Genomic DNA, 15,519 nt, shown 5'->3' with positions numbered 1-15,519 from the left:
AGAGAGGTTTTTCGCCTCTCTCTTAATCATCTCCATCGAACCAATCGCCAATGCTGCCGAGAACGCTTCCTTCTCCGACAGATCGGCCTCCCGAGCTTGGAGCAGAGGCAATAATTCGATCAGCAAGCCGGCTGAATGGAAGCGACTGCACCCAAACGGTTCCCGGGCCTGTTAATGTTGCAAAAAACAATCCTTCGCCGCTAAAAAAGGCGGTTTTAATTTTGCCTACATATTCGATGTCATAATCGACCTCTTTTGTCATTGCAACTAAACAGCCGGTATCGATGCGCAATTTCTCACCAGGCTCTAGCTGGCGCTTGTAAATGGTTCCGCCTGCATGTAAAAAGGCAAGGCCGTCTCCTTCGAGTTTTTGCATAATAAATCCTTCTCCACCGAAAAAGCCAGTGCCAAGTTTACGTTGAAAATCGATGCCGACGGAAACGCCTTTCGCCGCACAAAGGAAGGAATCTTTTTGGCAAATCACTTTGCCGCCAAGTTCGCTCAAATCCACTGGAATAATTTTCCCTGGATATGGAGCGGCAAACGAGACGCGGCGTTTTTCTGCGCTGTTGTTTGTAAATACGGTCATAAATAAGCTTTCGCCTGTCAACAGTCGTTTTCCCGCTCCAACTAATTTGTTGAAAAACCCTTTTCCAGAATCAGTGCCATCTCCAAAGATCGTCTCCATCGTAATGCCATCTTCCATCATCATCATGCCGCCAGCTTCCGCGATGACGCTCTCTTGGGGATCTAATTCAATTTCAACAAATTGCATATCGTCTCCATATAGCCTGTAGTCGATTTCATGGGCATTCATTGTCTTCACCTCAATATCATTGTTTCTTTGGTACATATTCTCTATACGAGTTTAGATCCCTTTTTGTTTCAAAAAAAGACCATCATTGTCGATGGTCTTCTTTTTCTGTATAAGGGTCTTTTTCATATGCTGGCAAATCGCCAATATTGGACATAATTCCTTCATCATCCAAAATATTTTCCAACTGTTCGTGTTCTCTTGTTGGATATACTTTCACATTTTTTCCGTATAAATCTACCGCTGCAAAATTTTCTAAATCCTCAACATAACCGACATTTTCTTCTGATTCCGCATATACTTCCCCATAATAGTCGACATTTTTCCCTAAATCGGAAGGAGTATCGGATGTGCCATAACGGGCTACTTCTTGCCACGCATCTTCCGCGTCATATGCTACTGATTCGTTGCGGTCATCGAAATCAAATTTTCCAAATGGAGGAATCAACACTCCTTCTTCGAGCGGCCGCTTTTGAGAAACCGTTTGATCGGAACTATGTTCCTTACAAAACGTTGTTGTCGGCAATGCTTCGAGCCGTTCGTACGGAATTGGCTTTCCGCAAACTTCGCATGTGCCGTACGTGCCGTTTCGAATGGCCTCCAGTGCATGTTCAATTTCCTTTAATTCTCGTTCTGTATGTTCGTTTAGCGCCAAATCTTTTTCGCGTTCGTATAGCTCCGTTGCTTCATCCGCCGGATGGTTGTCAAAGCTAGAGAGCTCGCCGACCGAGTCATGGGCATGGCTTCGTTCTTTGCCAAAATGGTCATTATGACGTAAACGTTCTTCAATATCTTGTTTTGCCTTAAGAAGCTGCATCTGGAAGGCAGATAACTGTTTGTGTGTTAACATATTTCATAACTCCTTCCTAAAAATAAACCGTTTATCTTGTAGTATGAACGAAAAATAAAAAAAAACACGGTTCATTCAGACCGTGTTACAACCAATAGCTAATAAGCAAACCAATTGCCAATAGAAAGCCAAACTGTGTATTCGTTTGTGCTGTTGCTTTCATTGCCGGCATCATTTCAATCGGCTTTGTTTTGCCGATAAATCCTTTCGTCGCTGTAATCGCTTTTGGCACGCTGAAAAAGACGAGCAACGTCCAGACGGAAACAAGGTGGAAAAGGACTAAGCCAATCATCCAAATAAACGATATGGCAAACATGCCGGCAAGAATGCGAATCGCATTGTTTCGTCCGACTAAAATTGCTAATGTTTTTCGCCCGTTCTCTTTGTCTCCATCGAGATCGCGAATGTTGTTTGCCAGCAAAATCGCTCCGACTAAAATGGCAATCGGAACAGAAATCAAAATCGCTGTCTTTGTCACTTCTCCAGTTTGAATGAAAAAGGAAATTAAAATGATAACTAGTCCCATAAAAAATCCGGCAGCAAGCTCCCCAAACGGGGTATACGCAATTGGTACAGGACCGCCTGTATAGAAATATCCAGCCGCCATACAAATGGAACCAATCAGTGCAAGCCACCAGCTGCTATTCACGCAAATATAGACACCGATTAGCATTGCGATGGCGAAAAGGAAAATAGCTAAATATAAAACTGCTTTTGGATGGATTCCTTCGCGGACAATTGCCCCGCCAATCCCTACGGATTCCGGTGAGTCAAGCCCGCGTTTAAAGTCATAATATTCGTTAAACATATTTGTTGCTGCTTGAATGAACAAAGAAGCTACAAGCATTGCGATAAATAGCGAAATGCGAATATTTGTTTCGTGAAATGCTAGTGCTGTGCCAATAGAAACAGGAACAAATGCGGCAGTCAATGTATGCGGACGCGTTAACCTCCACCAAACACGCCAATCGCGGCGGCGATTGACCGGCGGAAAACGACGATCTGTTTGCAATGAAGATTGCATAATCATACCCCTCATATTCGGATAAAATATAAAGTAATGCTTTACAAACGTTCACAATAAGTGTAGGAAAACGGTTATAAGGTGTCAACCCCTTTAGAATAGATAAATTATTTCCTATTATATATAATGGAAAATAGAAAATAAGTAATAAAACAAGAAAGCGGGATTACAGTGGCGATTTTATACCAGCATAAAATTCAAGAACAATTGCATTTCATCGGAAAAAAAGCGAATCGTCCGTTTATTAGCTGGAGCGAGGAAATTGATCATGTAGATCCGGTTTATTTTTTTTCATTAGGACAAGCCTGTTCCTTTCGTCAGCGGTTTTATTGGTCTGATCGCACGAACGAAACTGTCTATGTAGGACTGGGCTGCACATATATCATTGAAACCGAAGAAAAAGAACAACGGTTTCGCACAGTAGAGACAGAGTGGAAGCGATGGATGGAACAAACAGCTTCTTATTCGAACGGAACAGATGCAGTTCCTATTATATTTGGGGGTTTTTCATTTGATCCATTCAAGCCTAGGACAGAGAAATGGCGCGCTTTTCCTCATGCAAAAATGATAGTGCCGACGGTTCTTTTATCGCTCAAAAATGGAAAAGCAACATTAACGGTGACGATGTGTTCCGGACAGAATGAAGAAATAATAAAAAAAATAGGAATGTTGATTCGGTTATTATATCAGGAACAAAAACAGCAAACATCTTCATTGCCGCCATTAATAACATATAAGGAAGTGCAAAAAGAAGAGTGGATTGATGCGGTCAAAAAAACAATCGAGAATATTCGCAAAGGAAAATTCGATAAAGTAGTGCTGGCGAGAGAAGCGCGTTTATCGTTTGCTGATGCGATCGATCCAAGCGTCGTTTTGCAGCAATTGCGTGAACAACAGCCATTTAGCTATATTTTTGCATTTGAACAAGAAGGGCAATGTTTTATTGGCGCTTCTCCGGAACAGCTTGTGAAGAAGGAAAAAGATACATGTTATTCTATTTGTTTAGCTGGGTCAATACGCCGCGGAAAAACACTTCAAGAAGATGAACAGCTCGGGAAATGGCTAATGAATGATGAGAAAAACCTTCGTGAACATCAATTTGTTGTTCAGATGATTAAAGAAGCGATAGAAGCGGTTTGCAAGCGTGTACAAATCCCATCTTCACCGCAACTGTTAAAATTACAGCATATTCAACATTTATATACGCCTGTGATCGGGGAAAAGTGCCGCGCCGCTTCTGTTTTATCGATCGTAGAACAAATGCATCCGACGCCGGCGCTTGGCGGAACACCGCGAGAAAAGGCGATCAAAGAAATTCGGGAAGCCGAACCATTAGACAGGGGATGGTATGCGGCACCAATCGGATGGATGGATGCAGAAGGAAACGGAGAATTTGCCGTAGCCATTCGTTCGGGGCTTTTACAGGGAAAAGAAGCGTCCATTTTTGCAGGTTGCGGTGTAGTCGGCGATTCTGACCCGATGAGTGAATATGAAGAAACGAAAGTGAAATTTACCCCGATGTTATCGGCGCTGGGAGTGGAGCGAGATGAATGAAGCACTAACATTATATATAGCAGCTTTTGTGGATGAGTTAGCGAAAATCGGCGTGCAAGATGTGGTGGTTAGCCCAGGATCGCGTTCGACACCGCTTGCCATTATGATGGCAGAACATCCGGCGATGCGCGTACATATAAACATTGATGAGCGCTCCGCCGCATTTTTTGCTCTCGGCATGGCGAAAGCAAAACGGCATCCTATCGCTCTTCTTTGTACGTCAGGAACGGCGGTTGCGAACTATTTTCCAGCGGTGGTGGAAGCTTATTATTCGCGTGTGCCTCTTATCGTCATTACGGCAGATCGCCCGCATGAATTACGGGATGTCGGGGCGCCGCAAGCAATTGACCAGCTGAACATATATGGAAGATATGCCAAATGGTTTGTAGAAATGGCGCTGCCAGAAAAGTCGACAGACATGCTCCGCTATGCGCGGACGATGGCAGCAAGAGCGGCAGGGGTAGCAATCAGCGCTCCGGCAGGCCCTGTTCATCTAAATTTTCCGTTGCGTGAGCCGCTTGTGCCGATCGTTCATGAAGAAACGTGGGAACAAATCGAAGCGAAAGAGCCGTCTTATACGACGGTCATTCCGGGGAAAATGACGATCGGCATGGAACAAATTCAGGAGTTATACAATGAACTTTCTTCGGCTGAAAAAGGGCTGATCGTTTGCGGACAAATCGATCAGCCAGCGTTTGCTGAGGCGGTCACGAAGCTAGCGGAAATGCTCGATTATCCTATTTTAGCGGATCCGCTTTCTCAACTGCGCAGCGGAACACATGCAAAAGAGTATATTATTGACAGTTATGACGCGATATTAAAAGATGAAACGATTGCAGCTTCATTAGTTCCGGATGTCGTTATTCGTTTCGGCGCCATGCCGGTTTCTAAGCCGCTATTTCTTTTGCTGAAACGATATCCATCCATTAAACAAATCGTTGTGGATGGAGAAGGCGGATGGCGGGAACCGACATTAATGGCATCGTACATGGTGTATTGCGATGAGGTTGAATTTTGCCGCCGACTTATCGATATTGGGGCGTCGAAGCAGAGCAAAAGTCAATGGTCAACGACGTGGAAAATGATCAACGATATCGCAAAATCTGTACTTCTTGAAGCAACGATGGAAGAGGAATTATTCGAAGGAAAAGTGTTTACGGAACTTTCGCAATTGCTTCCGGACGGTGCTACCTTATTTGTTGGCAATAGTATGCCGATTCGCGATACGGATACATTTTTCTTTACAAACGACAAGCAAATACGCATTTTGGCGAACCGTGGCGCAAATGGGATTGACGGCGTTGTGTCAAGCGCGCTAGGAGCCAGTGCTGTTACCGAACCGCTTGTGCTTGTCATTGGCGATCTTTCCTTTTATCATGATTTGAATGGGCTATTAGCCGCAAAAATGCATGGACTACACGCGACGATCATCGTTCTTAATAATAACGGCGGCGGAATTTTCTCGTTTTTGCCGCAAGCGAAACACAAAAAACATTTTGAAATGTTGTTTGGCACGCCAACAGATTTGCAATTTGAGCATGCTGTCCGCATGTATGAAGGAAATTACCAGAAAATCAAGACATGGGATGAATTTCGCCATTATGTTACACAATCATTGACAACAGATGGCCTTCACGTGATGGAAGTATGCACGTCAAGAGAAAATAATGTAAGAAAACATCGTCTTTTGTGGGAAAAGGTTTCCCAGGAAATAGCGGAATTTCTCGAAAAAGGGAGAATGGTATGAATATTTTCGTCAACGGGGTTTCCTATCATGTTGAACGATACGGAGATGGAGAACCGCTTTTACTGTTGCACGGATTTACTGGCAGCGTTGAAACGTGGAAACCTTTTCTCCCATATTGGCGTGATTATCAGCTCGTTCTTGTTGATATTATCGGGCACGGCCTTACCGATTCGCCAAATGATCCAGCTCGATATGAGATGGAAAAAGCAGCTGCTGATCTGGACGAAATATTGCGGTATTTTCATTTGCAAGATGCACATGTGTTAGGATATTCCATGGGCGGGCGTCTTGCGCTGACGTTTGCAATTCTTTATCCTCATCGTGTTCGGACATTGATATTAGAAAGCAGTTCTCCGGGATTAAAAACGATGCAGGAAAGACGGGAACGAATGAAAAGAGATGAAGCGTTAGCGGAAGAAATAGAGCAATATGGCGTTACAGCATTTGTCGAAAAGTGGGAAAACATGCCGCTTTTCGCATCCCAAAAGCGCTTGCCTCTTAGCGTGCAGCAGCAAATCCGTAATGAACGGCTAAACAATAATGCGCTTGGATTAGCAAATAGTTTGCGCGGGATGGGGACTGGAAGACAGCCTTCCTTTTGGAATCGTTTATCCAAAGTAAACGTACCGACTTTGCTTTTGTGTGGAGAATGGGATCAAAAATTTTGCCGTATCGCTGAAGAGATGAAAGAATATCTTCCTAATTGTGAAATGATAAAAGTTCCCGAAGCAGGTCATGCAATTCATGTGGAACAACGAGAAATTTTTGCTAAAATAGTAAGTAGGTTTATAACAAGGAGGAGAGTATAATGGCTATCGAATGGGTAAAGGAACGCGAGTATGAGGATATTATATACGAAACGTACAATGGGATTGCGAAAATTACGATTAACCGTCCAGAAGTACATAACGCGTTCCGTCCAAAAACTGTCGAGGAATTAATCGATGCATTTTCTTATGCGCGCGATGACGCAAATATCGGTGTTATTATTTTAACAGGTGCAGGCGGAAAAGCGTTTTGTTCCGGTGGGGACCAAAAAGTGCGCGGCCACGGAGGATACGTCGGTGAAGATCAAATCCCGCGGCTAAATGTGTTAGATTTGCAACGATTAATTCGTATCATTCCAAAACCTGTTATTGCCATGGTGGCCGGTTATGCCATTGGCGGCGGTCATGTATTGCATGTTGTTTGTGATTTAACGATTGCCGCAGATAACGCGATTTTTGGACAAACTGGTCCAAAAGTAGGAAGTTTCGATGGTGGATATGGTGCAGGCTATTTAGCGCGTATTGTTGGTCACAAAAAAGCGCGTGAAATTTGGTATTTATGCCGTCAATATACCGCGCAAGAAGCATTAGAAATGGGACTTGTCAATAAAGTGGTGCCATTAGAGCAATTGGAAGAAGAAACAGTAAAATGGGCGCAGGAAATTTTAGAGAAAAGCCCAACGGCGATTCGCTTCTTAAAAGCGGCATTTAACGCTGATTCTGACGGTTTAGCTGGTATTCAACAGCTTGCCGGTGATGCAACGTTGCTATTCTATACAACCGATGAGGCAAAAGAAGGACGAGATGCATTTAAAGAAAAACGCAAACCAAACTTTAAACAATTCCCACGTTTTCCATAAGAAAAGCGGAAGGCGCCTGCTTATCGGCGATACGCGCTGGAGGACCCGCGAGGAGGCTGTTGCCGCCACAGCGGGGCCGAAGCGTCGCGAGCCGATGGCGCCTGGAGCTAGACAAATAAGAAAAGCGGAAGGCGCCTCTATTTCGCCTAAAGGCTGCCCACATCCTGTGGGCAACGGCGAAATGTCGCCATCCCTGGCTCCGCGATACGCGCTGGAGGACTCGCGAGGAGGCTCAGACCAAACAAAGTTTGGTCTTGCGTGGGTTGCTCAGAGAAGTTAACTCAATGTGTTGCCGCCGCAGCAATAAGAAAAGCGGAAGGCGGGTTTTTCCAAAGCAGCTTGGTGAGTTCCATCAAGCTGTTTCTTTTATTGGGAAAAGGAGAGTGTCATCATGCAAACATCGATTCCAAATTGGCTTATGCAGCGGGCGTTTTTAACTCCTGAACGTATTGCGGTTTACGACGGGCAAGGAAAAAAAACGTTTATGGAGCTCCATGAGTCTGTGATGAAGCGGGCACGTCAACTTGCAAACACCGGGGTGCGTAAAGGAGATATTGTCGCTGTTTTCATGAAAAACAGTGTGGCGATGATCGAATGCATTCATGCCCTTCATTATATTGGCGCGATTGTTTTGCTGCAAAATACACGTTTAACTTCGCATGAGCTTGCATGGCAATTAAAAGACAGCGGAGCGGTATACGTAATTGCCGATGATGAGTTGGCGGACCGTATAGAAGGAAACATTCGTGTTATTACCATGAGTGAATTGTCCGCATTGCCTGAGGAAAATGTTGAGTTTCAGCAATATTATCATTTCGATGACATCGCTACGATTATGTATACATCAGGGACAACAGGAAAGCCAAAAGGAGTGCTGCAAACATACGAAAATCATTGGTGGAGCGCTATTGGTTCGGTGTTAAATTTAGGATTGAATGAAAATGACTGCTGGCTTGCGGCTGTGCCGTTTTTTCACATCAGCGGTTTGTCGATTATGATGAGAAGCGTTATATATGGCATGAGCATGTATGTGATGCGCGCTTTCGATGCGAAAAAAGCAAATGAGCTCATTATCGGCGGAAAAGTTACGATTATGTCTGTTGTCAGTGCAATGTTGCAAAAAATGATCGCTGACCTTGGCGAAAGACGATATCCTGAGACATTTCGCTGCATGCTGCTTGGCGGCGGGCCTGCTCCGAAACCGCTGTTAGAAGTGTGTAAAGCAAAAGGAATTCCTGTCTATCAAACGTATGGCATGACGGAAACCGCATCGCAAATTGCCACCCTTGCGCCGGAATATAGTTTAACCAAACTCGGTTCTGCAGGAAAACCATTGTTTCCATCACAGCTTCGCATTGAAAAGGACGGTCAAGTTGCTCGTCCGTATGAACCAGGAGAAATTGTTGTAAAAGGGCCAAATGTCACGAAGGGATATTTGCATCGTCCGGATGCAACGGCGAAAGCGATTCGCGGCGGCTGGTTTTATACGGGAGATATCGGATATATAGATGAAGATGGATTTCTTTATGTATTAGACCGTCGTTCTGACCTTATCATTTCCGGTGGAGAAAACGTTTATCCGGCTGAAATTGAAGCGGTGCTTCTTTCACATGAATCGGTAGAGGAAGCAGGGGTAATAGGAATCGATGATGAAACATGGGGACAGGTGCCGTGTGCGTTTGTGAAACGAAAACGCGGTTATTCTGTCACCGTCGAACAGTTAAAACAGTTTTGCCAAGCCCATTTAGCGAAATATAAAATTCCAAAACAAATCTATTTTGTCGATGAACTGCCGCGCAACGCTTCACAGAAATTATTGCGCCATCAGTTAAAGCAGCTCATTCCAAACAATGAAAACGGGGCTTTATAATTAAGCCCCGTTTTTTAAATCTCATCGTCATCCATTAAACCTAATTCCATAATGCGATAGGAAATTAGTCTCTCCACTTCTGGCGGCAGGTCATCCAATGATCCAAATTCATATTGCCATAAATTTGTAAATGAGTCGACGTAGATCGGAAATGTTATTGGATTTGATCGTTTTACTTCTTCTTTCAATGCTTTAATTAAACTGTCCTTTTTCATCTCAGCACGTCGCCTCTCTTTGCTAAACTATGTAGGCGCTGCGCCTCTGGCGCTAAAACGCGCCAAAGGCTTCGGGTTTTTCTTCTTTACATTTCACTTGAAGGGACGAATGTTTTGCAATCGGTTTCAGTGGAATCAGACGCCATTTTCCCCGTATGGCTTACAACGTAAATCGATTCCGCTCTGCAGCGGTTTCCTTCTGCCCAATAATAGCAGTTTTTCACTTCACAAAGTACATCTTTTGCCATAATAAACTCCCCCCATTGTAAAAAATGAGTTACACGTTTAGTTTGGCTTTTTGAAAAAAAGTTATGAAGGAAACAATAAGTGATTTTTATTGAAAATATTTATCATTGACATAGAAAATCATTCTCAATTAGAATAAAAATAAGAAGAGACAAATGCAGGGGGAATGGCGATGACATCTTTATTAGTGGTAGGTGCAGATCATTTAGGAAATATTACAGATAAACTAATCGATTCAGGATTTCGAGAAATTATCCATCTTGATGGTCGAAAAGTGAATATGGTGAAACGCGACATTCCGGAACATGTGGATATTGTTTTCGTCATGACCGATTACGTTAATCATAATTTAGCAAAAACAATTAAGCAAAAAGCGAAAAGTAAAGAAAAGCCAATTTATTTTGTTAAGCGTTCCTGGAGCTCGATTCATTCTGTTATTCAAAAAATAGAAAAAACGAAATAACGGAGGTACATAGCGATGAAAGCGATCATTCGCCATGAAGGAGACCGAACATGGCAGCAAGACGTGAAAAATGTGATACGCAGCGTGATGATTGAATATTATCATGCCGCTCCATCATTACGATCTCCCTTTTACATGTTAAAACTTATGGAAACATATCGACAGCTGCTTCATCCCCATTTATTTGAGTCACCAATTCATTATTACACCGTTTTAGCAAAAATCACCGATCATTTACTTCAATTTTTTACCTCTTCCGAAGAAGTGCAACGGTCTCCATTTCTTTTGTTTGAACAAGCAGTCTATCGGCATTGGAAAAGATATCAAAAAACGCATGTGGATATTGATTTTGCTTATAAAGATGCCGGAACGTACACGGTCCGAAAGCTGTTGTTGGAAGACAATCAACGTCTTGTTCAGCATTATACACAAATGGCTCCGGTTGCTTGTCGACAAACGTTTGGTTTTTTCCCAAAAAGGATCGAGTTTTGGTCTGTTCTTACGGGGAAACGGACGGTTGAAATGATCGATATTCAACCACCTTATATTGGTTACAAAAAATAGTTTACGTTTAAAGCACACGAAGCCTGGAAATAAAATGAGAAGCCCTAACACACAATGAATGGATAAATCATCCATCAAAAAACGCCCCAAAAAAACCGTCTGTCTCAGAGAATGGGACAGACGGTAACTTTCATTGAAGCGCTTTTTGAAGCACTCGAATATTTTCTTCCATAATGGAAAAATAATCTTTATTTGCTTTTATATCTTCGGAAGTTAGTGATTCTAAGTTGTGCAGCCGGAGTGAGTCAGCTCCAATCTCGTTTTTTACAATTTCAGTAATTTTGGACGTTGTATTTTGCTCAAAAATGACATATTTAATGTGATGTTGTTTGGCTGTTTTAACGATTTTAGCTAATTCTTTCTGAGAAGGCTCATTCGTTGGCGAAAGCCCGGAAACGCTCAGCTGTTTAATGCCATAGCGTTCTTCCCAGTATCCGTATGCAGCATGTGCAACGAGAATTTCTTTTTTCGGAGCTTTCTTTACGACTGTTTGAAATTGTTGGTCAAGATGTTCTAATTTTGCTTTCAATGATTCAAAGTTTTTTGTAAATATTTCTTTCTTCTCTGGCTTTAGTTCGATGAGCAAATCGCGAATATGTTCAGCCATTGTAATAGAGCGTACTGGATCAAGCCATACGTGCGGGTCTTTATCGCCGTGATGCTCGTGTTCATGCTCGTGCGCATGCTCTTCATGTGCGGAGTCTAACAGTTTGATCCCTTCAGCAGCAGCGAGAAAATGAACCTGTTCATTCTCTAATGTTTCTTTTATTTTATCAGCAAAGCTTTCCATCCCTTGTCCAATATAAATAAACGCATCCGCATCCGCCAACTGTTTCATCGTTTTTGTCGTTGGCTCAAAGGTATGTGCCTCGACGCCCGGAGGATAAATGCTTTTCACGTTAACATAGTCGCCCCCGATTTTTTTCGTAAAATCTTCAAGTGGATAAACGGTCGTATAAATCGTTAAAACGTCTTTTGCTTTTTCAGTCTGTTCGTGATTTTTTTCAGCATTGCAACCGTACAAAAAAGCAGAGACGACAAGTAAAAGGGATAAAATCAATGATTTTGTTTTCATGTTAAGCCCCTTCCTAGTAAATGTGTTTAACAAGCAAACTTCTTTGTTATTACATCGTAATAATTACGATTTAACAAAGCTAATCATACAAAAAAATATCCAAAACGGCAACGGTTATTTTGGCGTCATTAAAAATTTTTTAGAGGCCGAAAGTCTTGCGATGAAACGAGGAGGAAGCAGACAGGAGATATCACTAACATCGATGATAAGTGGTTAAAATAGTTTTCATTAGAACCGAACGAGAAAGGTTCAGGCATACTAATGCTGCCCGATAGCTTTCTCGTTCGAGTATATTGCTGACAAAAAATCGCTGCTTACGATTTGCCGTTTTCCTGCTTCTCGGGAACGGGGTCGAATCCACCGGGATGAAACGGGTGGCACTTTAAAATTCGCTTTATTGTCAGCCATCCGCCTTTAATGGCGCCAAACCGTTTCACCGCTTCTAGACCATAGTGCGAGCAGGTTGGATAAAACCGGCATGTCGGCGGCTTTAACGGAGAAATGAAAATTTGGTAAAAACGGATGAAGGAAATCAATAATTTTTTCACCACTTCCCATACACCCAATCAATAAATGATTTCGTTAATAATGTATCATAAATGTGAAACAAATACGTATATTGTGTCTCGCAACTAATGATGTAAAAAAGATGAAAAAAATCGGATTTCAGTGTATGATGAAAAGAGAAAATGAAGTAGGAGTGATTTGTATGCCTTCAGTAGAAAGCTTTGAATTGGACCACTGCGCTGTGAAAGCGCCGTATGTGAGACATTGTGGTGTTCATAAAGTCGGAAGCGATGGAGTTGTGAATAAATTCGATATTCGTTTTTGCCAGCCGAACAAACAGGCGATGAAGCCAGATGCGATTCATACGCTGGAACATTTATTAGCTTACACCATTCGTAAACATGCGGAAAAGTATGATCACTTTGATATTATTGATATTTCGCCGATGGGCTGCCAAACAGGATTTTATCTTGTTGTGAGCGGATCGCCGACAGTGGATGAAATCATTGATTTGCTTGAGGAAACGATGAAAGATGCGCTAAACGCGACTGAAGTCCCAGCAGCGACAGAGCGGCAATGCGGGCAAGCGAAGCTGCACGACCTCGAAGGGGCAAAGCGGCTCATGCGTTTCTGGCTAGAGCATGATAAAGAGGAGTTAAAGAAAGTATTTGGATAAAGTGGAAAGGCTATCATTATATTGATGATAACCTTATTCATTTTGCGAATGATCCTTTTCAGAAGGCGGGTCGATTGTGTGTTTGTACTTATATGCTTTTGATGTAGCAATCAAGGTTAAAGCAAGAATGAGCGCAGCAATGATCAGTGATGCCACTAAAGTCAAATACATCGCTAATTCACCTTTTTTCTTTCCATTGTAACACATTATCATCGTATTGGTGAGATGACACTTTGCACGAATGGATAAATAACAGGCACAATTTTGGTGATTATTGGTAATGAATATGTGTTAGGTAATAGCAAATAATATAGTTTGATTATGAATATATCTCAAGGTTATCCAATTGTACACATTCATATTAGAGGAGGAATGAGGATATGTCCAAACAATTAACAGACATTGTAAACAAGCAAATTGCCAACTGGAGTGTCCTTTACATTAAGCTCCATAATTATCATTGGTATGTCAAAGGTCCGCAATTTTTTACGCTTCATGAGAAATTTGAACAATTGTACAATGAGGCAGCGTTACATATTGACGAGTTGGCGGAACGTCTTCTCGCGCTTGGCGGAGCGCCGGTCGCTACGATGAAAGAATGTCTTGAACAATCATCCGTAAAAGAAGCGACTGGGCAAGAAACAGCGGAACAAATGGTCGCAACCATTGTGAGCGATTTTGAAACAATGATCGGAGAATTAAAAGAAGGAATGCAAGTTGCCGAGGAAGTCGGAGATGAAACAACAGGCGATATGTTGCTTGGGATTCATCAAAGCTTAGAAAAACATGTATGGATGTTAAAATCGTTTCTTGACCGATAAAATGAATCACTCCTTCGATGACGAAGGAGTGATTTTTTTGTAGGAGGTTGTCTATGCCTCTTTCCTCCTTTGCGCATATCATAATAATGCTTATTCACAGGAGGAGAGAGGATGCAAAAGTATGCGTCGATGTTTGGCATTTCGTTAGTTGGGTCGTTCGTTTCATTTCTAATTGGAAGCATGGACTCATTGGTAATGATTTTACTTTGTTTTGTGATAGCAGACTATGTAACAGGACTGATCGCTAGCGCTATTGAAGGAAGATTGTCAAGTCAAGTCGGATTTCGCGGCATTGTCCGTAAGCTGCTTATTTTTGTTTTAGTGGCTGTTTCCCATTTATTAGAGATCGCGATTGGCTGGAACAATCATTTTATTCGTGATGCGATTATCTTTTTTTATATCACAAATGAATTCATCTCCATTGTTGAAAATGCAGGAAGAGCAGGTGTTCCGATTCCATCCTTTTTAAGGAAAGCGATCGAACTTTTTAAAGACGAGATAAACTAATTTTTAGCATAATTTTTTTCCATTCATCCACACTAAACATAAAGAAAGTGATCATAAGGAGATGACAAGTGTGGCGGAACAGCAAAAAAAAACCTATTATGTGTCGATCGCGACGGGAGAAATTTCGCAAGTAAAAACCGCTTCCCCTTGGGATTTTCAAATTGAAGCTACAGATGACGAAATTATTCAATTGCGTGAGTACTTTGATCAAAACTATTCTACAGATTGGCAAGCGTTTTGGCGCGCTCACGTTCCATATGTTCAATATCATTATGATCGTCAAAACGATGCTTATGATGAAACGCTAACGAAAATTTATCAACTCATTTATAAGCTTGGCAACGAAGAAGCAAAGGAACATATTCGTTCGCTTGGCATTCTCTCGGAGGAGACAAAAGATAAATGAGCTGCCAACCATGTTGGCGGCTTTTTTTGTTATGTCATTTGTCAGTATAATAAATAGAGAGAAAAATGGAATGAGGGTATGGAATCATGTATACGTTTTTGGATTACTACGGGAATCGTGTTTGGTTATCGTTTGCTGATCATCCATTTTCCCCATCCCCCGGCCATGTGTGGATGGTCTGCCGCTATCAAGGGCAATGGTTGTTGACGAATCATTCACAGCGAGGATTAGAGTTCCCAGGCGGGAAAGTGGAAAAGGGAGAAACGCCGGAACAAGCTGCGGTTCGTGAAGTGAAAGAAGAAACGGGGGGAATTGTCGGTTCGTTAACGTATATTGGCCAATATAAAGTAGAACCGTCCATCATAAAAAATATATACTTTGCGGAAATTGCAGCGATGGTTAAGCAGCCTTCTTATTTAGAAACAAACGGTCCGGTGTTGTTTCCGGAGTTGCCGGAACATATTCGGTCGGACGATCGGTTCAGCTTTATTATGAAAGATGATGTGCTGCGCTTAGTGTTAGAAGAAATAAAGAGACGTTCTTTATAACGCGG

The 15,519-nt window shown here is 42.3% G+C and carries 20 protein-coding genes; 12 read left to right on the top strand and 8 right to left on the bottom strand.

What is annotated here, in order from left to right:
• Positions 1 to 22: 22 nt before the first annotated feature.
• The 3 genes from DER53_RS01815 to DER53_RS01805 form a co-directional block, all read right to left on the bottom strand.
• The gene (locus DER53_RS01815; RefSeq protein ID WP_062755087.1) at positions 23 to 817 is read right to left on the bottom strand and encodes a TIGR00266 family protein; all 795 of its coding nucleotides are present in this window, start codon (positions 815 to 817) and stop codon (positions 23 to 25) included.
• A gap of 82 nt (positions 818 to 899) precedes the next feature.
• The gene (locus DER53_RS01810) at positions 900 to 1,664 is read right to left on the bottom strand and encodes a yteA family sporulation protein (protein WP_062755085.1); all 765 of its coding nucleotides are present in this window, start codon (positions 1,662 to 1,664) and stop codon (positions 900 to 902) included.
• A gap of 85 nt (positions 1,665 to 1,749) precedes the next feature.
• Positions 1,750 to 2,688, bottom strand: coding sequence for a 1,4-dihydroxy-2-naphthoate polyprenyltransferase (locus tag DER53_RS01805; RefSeq protein WP_062755083.1), 939 nt, complete (start codon positions 2,686 to 2,688; stop codon positions 1,750 to 1,752).
• 171 nt (positions 2,689 to 2,859) lie between these two features.
• Here DER53_RS01805 and DER53_RS01800 point away from each other — a divergent pair, with 171 nt between their 5' ends.
• From DER53_RS01800 to DER53_RS01780, 5 genes are all read left to right on the top strand, one after another.
• Positions 2,860 to 4,242: an isochorismate synthase gene (locus DER53_RS01800; RefSeq protein ID WP_062755081.1), complete on the top strand. Its 1,383-nt coding sequence runs from the start codon at positions 2,860 to 2,862 to the stop codon at positions 4,240 to 4,242.
• Positions 4,235 to 5,989 carry a 2-succinyl-5-enolpyruvyl-6-hydroxy-3-cyclohexene-1-carboxylic-acid synthase gene (gene menD / locus DER53_RS01795; RefSeq protein WP_062755079.1) on the top strand — a complete coding sequence of 585 codons (1,755 nt, stop codon included), beginning with the start codon at positions 4,235 to 4,237 and terminating at the stop codon, positions 5,987 to 5,989. The genes DER53_RS01800 and menD overlap by 8 nt, the downstream gene beginning before the upstream one ends.
• Positions 5,986 to 6,798 (top strand): 2-succinyl-6-hydroxy-2,4-cyclohexadiene-1-carboxylate synthase, encoded by an 813-nt coding sequence (gene menH, locus DER53_RS01790; protein WP_015864890.1) that lies wholly within the window; start codon positions 5,986 to 5,988, stop codon positions 6,796 to 6,798. The genes menD and menH overlap by 4 nt, the downstream gene beginning before the upstream one ends.
• Positions 6,798 to 7,616 (top strand): 1,4-dihydroxy-2-naphthoyl-CoA synthase, encoded by an 819-nt coding sequence (gene menB, locus DER53_RS01785; protein WP_015864889.1) that lies wholly within the window; start codon positions 6,798 to 6,800, stop codon positions 7,614 to 7,616. The genes menH and menB overlap by 1 nt, the downstream gene beginning before the upstream one ends.
• A 391-nt stretch (positions 7,617 to 8,007) precedes the next feature.
• Positions 8,008 to 9,486 carry an o-succinylbenzoate--CoA ligase gene (locus tag DER53_RS01780; protein WP_062755075.1) on the top strand — a complete coding sequence of 493 codons (1,479 nt, stop codon included), beginning with the start codon at positions 8,008 to 8,010 and terminating at the stop codon, positions 9,484 to 9,486.
• Positions 9,487 to 9,500: 14 nt separating this feature from the next.
• On the opposite strand, the gene DER53_RS01775 is transcribed toward DER53_RS01780, so the two are convergent.
• Both DER53_RS01775 and DER53_RS01770 read right to left on the bottom strand, forming a co-directional pair.
• The gene (locus tag DER53_RS01775) at positions 9,501 to 9,701 is read right to left on the bottom strand and encodes a hypothetical protein (protein WP_062755073.1); all 201 of its coding nucleotides are present in this window, start codon (positions 9,699 to 9,701) and stop codon (positions 9,501 to 9,503) included.
• A gap of 86 nt (positions 9,702 to 9,787) precedes the next feature.
• On the bottom strand, positions 9,788 to 9,949 hold the full coding sequence (locus tag DER53_RS01770) for a DUF1540 domain-containing protein (RefSeq protein WP_073967995.1): 162 nt from the start codon (positions 9,947 to 9,949) through the stop codon (positions 9,788 to 9,790).
• 170 nt (positions 9,950 to 10,119) lie between these two features.
• Between DER53_RS01770 and DER53_RS01765 the strand changes: the two genes are divergently transcribed.
• Together DER53_RS01765 and DER53_RS01760 are read left to right on the top strand one after the other, a co-directional pair.
• A complete protein-coding gene (locus DER53_RS01765) occupies positions 10,120 to 10,410 on the top strand; it encodes a DUF2325 domain-containing protein (protein WP_062755071.1) in 291 nt (96 codons plus the stop codon).
• 15 nt (positions 10,411 to 10,425) lie between these two features.
• Entirely contained in the window at positions 10,426 to 10,974 is a 549-nt protein-coding gene (locus DER53_RS01760; RefSeq protein WP_015864884.1) for a hypothetical protein, read from the top strand.
• Positions 10,975 to 11,104: 130 nt separating this feature from the next.
• Here the strand turns inward: DER53_RS01760 and DER53_RS01755 are convergent, their stop codons facing one another.
• Together DER53_RS01755 and yidD are read right to left on the bottom strand one after the other, a co-directional pair.
• Positions 11,105 to 12,049, bottom strand: coding sequence for a metal ABC transporter substrate-binding protein (locus DER53_RS01755; RefSeq protein WP_062755069.1), 945 nt, complete (start codon positions 12,047 to 12,049; stop codon positions 11,105 to 11,107).
• A 314-nt stretch (positions 12,050 to 12,363) separates the two neighbouring features.
• On the bottom strand, positions 12,364 to 12,600 hold the full coding sequence (gene yidD, locus DER53_RS01750) for a membrane protein insertion efficiency factor YidD (protein ID WP_041269731.1): 237 nt from the start codon (positions 12,598 to 12,600) through the stop codon (positions 12,364 to 12,366).
• 158 nt (positions 12,601 to 12,758) lie between these two features.
• Here yidD and DER53_RS01745 point away from each other — a divergent pair, with 158 nt between their 5' ends.
• Positions 12,759 to 13,232, top strand: coding sequence for an S-ribosylhomocysteine lyase (locus tag DER53_RS01745; RefSeq protein ID WP_062755068.1), 474 nt, complete (start codon positions 12,759 to 12,761; stop codon positions 13,230 to 13,232).
• A 33-nt stretch (positions 13,233 to 13,265) separates the two neighbouring features.
• Here DER53_RS01745 and ytzI read toward each other — a convergent pair whose 3' ends face one another.
• Positions 13,266 to 13,403: a YtzI protein gene (ytzI, locus tag DER53_RS01740; protein ID WP_073967992.1), complete on the bottom strand. Its 138-nt coding sequence runs from the start codon at positions 13,401 to 13,403 to the stop codon at positions 13,266 to 13,268.
• 209 nt (positions 13,404 to 13,612) lie between these two features.
• Between ytzI and DER53_RS01735 the strand changes: the two genes are divergently transcribed.
• The 4 genes from DER53_RS01735 to ytkD all read left to right on the top strand — a co-directional run bounded on the left by DER53_RS01735 (position 13,613) and on the right by ytkD (position 15,514).
• On the top strand, positions 13,613 to 14,053 hold the full coding sequence (locus DER53_RS01735) for a Dps family protein (RefSeq protein ID WP_062755066.1): 441 nt from the start codon (positions 13,613 to 13,615) through the stop codon (positions 14,051 to 14,053).
• A 111-nt stretch (positions 14,054 to 14,164) separates the two neighbouring features.
• Entirely contained in the window at positions 14,165 to 14,560 is a 396-nt protein-coding gene (locus tag DER53_RS01730) for a phage holin family protein (protein ID WP_062755064.1), read from the top strand.
• Between the two features lie 70 nt (positions 14,561 to 14,630).
• Complete coding sequence (locus tag DER53_RS01725) at positions 14,631 to 14,966, top strand: hypothetical protein (protein ID WP_062755062.1); 336 nt, start codon at positions 14,631 to 14,633, stop codon at positions 14,964 to 14,966.
• 86 nt (positions 14,967 to 15,052) lie between these two features.
• Positions 15,053 to 15,514 carry an RNA deprotection pyrophosphohydrolase gene (ytkD, locus tag DER53_RS01720; RefSeq protein WP_015864877.1) on the top strand — a complete coding sequence of 154 codons (462 nt, stop codon included), beginning with the start codon at positions 15,053 to 15,055 and terminating at the stop codon, positions 15,512 to 15,514.
• Positions 15,515 to 15,519 lie beyond the last annotated feature (5 nt).

Origin of the sequence: Parageobacillus toebii NBRC 107807, from assembly GCF_003688615.2 — a bacterium.
Lineage (GTDB): Bacteria > Bacillota > Bacilli > Bacillales > Anoxybacillaceae > Parageobacillus_B > Parageobacillus_B toebii.
Note: the sequence above shows the minus strand (reverse complement) of the source record. Positions and strands in the feature narration are given on the sequence as shown.

Bases quoted from the DNA above. Each gene is read 5' to 3' on its own strand.
- DER53_RS01815 (WP_062755087.1), bottom strand. From the start codon at position 817: ATGAATGCCCATGAAATCGACTACAGGCTATATGGAGACGATATGCAA.
- DER53_RS01810 (WP_062755085.1), bottom strand. From the start codon at position 1,664: ATGTTAACACACAAACAGTTATCTGCCTTCCAGATGCAGCTTCTTAAG.
- DER53_RS01805 (WP_062755083.1), bottom strand. From the start codon at position 2,688: ATGCAATCTTCATTGCAAACAGATCGTCGTTTTCCGCCGGTCAATCGC.
- menD (WP_062755079.1), top strand. From the start codon at position 4,235: ATGAATGAAGCACTAACATTATATATAGCAGCTTTTGTGGATGAGTTA.
- menH (WP_015864890.1), top strand. From the start codon at position 5,986: ATGAATATTTTCGTCAACGGGGTTTCCTATCATGTTGAACGATACGGA.
- menB (WP_015864889.1), top strand. From the start codon at position 6,798: ATGGCTATCGAATGGGTAAAGGAACGCGAGTATGAGGATATTATATAC.
- DER53_RS01780 (WP_062755075.1), top strand. From the start codon at position 8,008: ATGCAAACATCGATTCCAAATTGGCTTATGCAGCGGGCGTTTTTAACT.
- DER53_RS01775 (WP_062755073.1), bottom strand. From the start codon at position 9,701: ATGAAAAAGGACAGTTTAATTAAAGCATTGAAAGAAGAAGTAAAACGA.
- DER53_RS01770 (WP_073967995.1), bottom strand. From the start codon at position 9,949: ATGGCAAAAGATGTACTTTGTGAAGTGAAAAACTGCTATTATTGGGCA.
- DER53_RS01765 (WP_062755071.1), top strand. From the start codon at position 10,120: ATGACATCTTTATTAGTGGTAGGTGCAGATCATTTAGGAAATATTACA.
- DER53_RS01760 (WP_015864884.1), top strand. From the start codon at position 10,426: ATGAAAGCGATCATTCGCCATGAAGGAGACCGAACATGGCAGCAAGAC.
- DER53_RS01755 (WP_062755069.1), bottom strand. From the start codon at position 12,049: ATGAAAACAAAATCATTGATTTTATCCCTTTTACTTGTCGTCTCTGCT.
- DER53_RS01745 (WP_062755068.1), top strand. From the start codon at position 12,759: ATGCCTTCAGTAGAAAGCTTTGAATTGGACCACTGCGCTGTGAAAGCG.
- ytzI (WP_073967992.1), bottom strand. From the start codon at position 13,403: ATGTATTTGACTTTAGTGGCATCACTGATCATTGCTGCGCTCATTCTT.
- DER53_RS01735 (WP_062755066.1), top strand. From the start codon at position 13,613: ATGTCCAAACAATTAACAGACATTGTAAACAAGCAAATTGCCAACTGG.
- DER53_RS01730 (WP_062755064.1), top strand. From the start codon at position 14,165: ATGCAAAAGTATGCGTCGATGTTTGGCATTTCGTTAGTTGGGTCGTTC.
- ytkD (WP_015864877.1), top strand. From the start codon at position 15,053: ATGTATACGTTTTTGGATTACTACGGGAATCGTGTTTGGTTATCGTTT.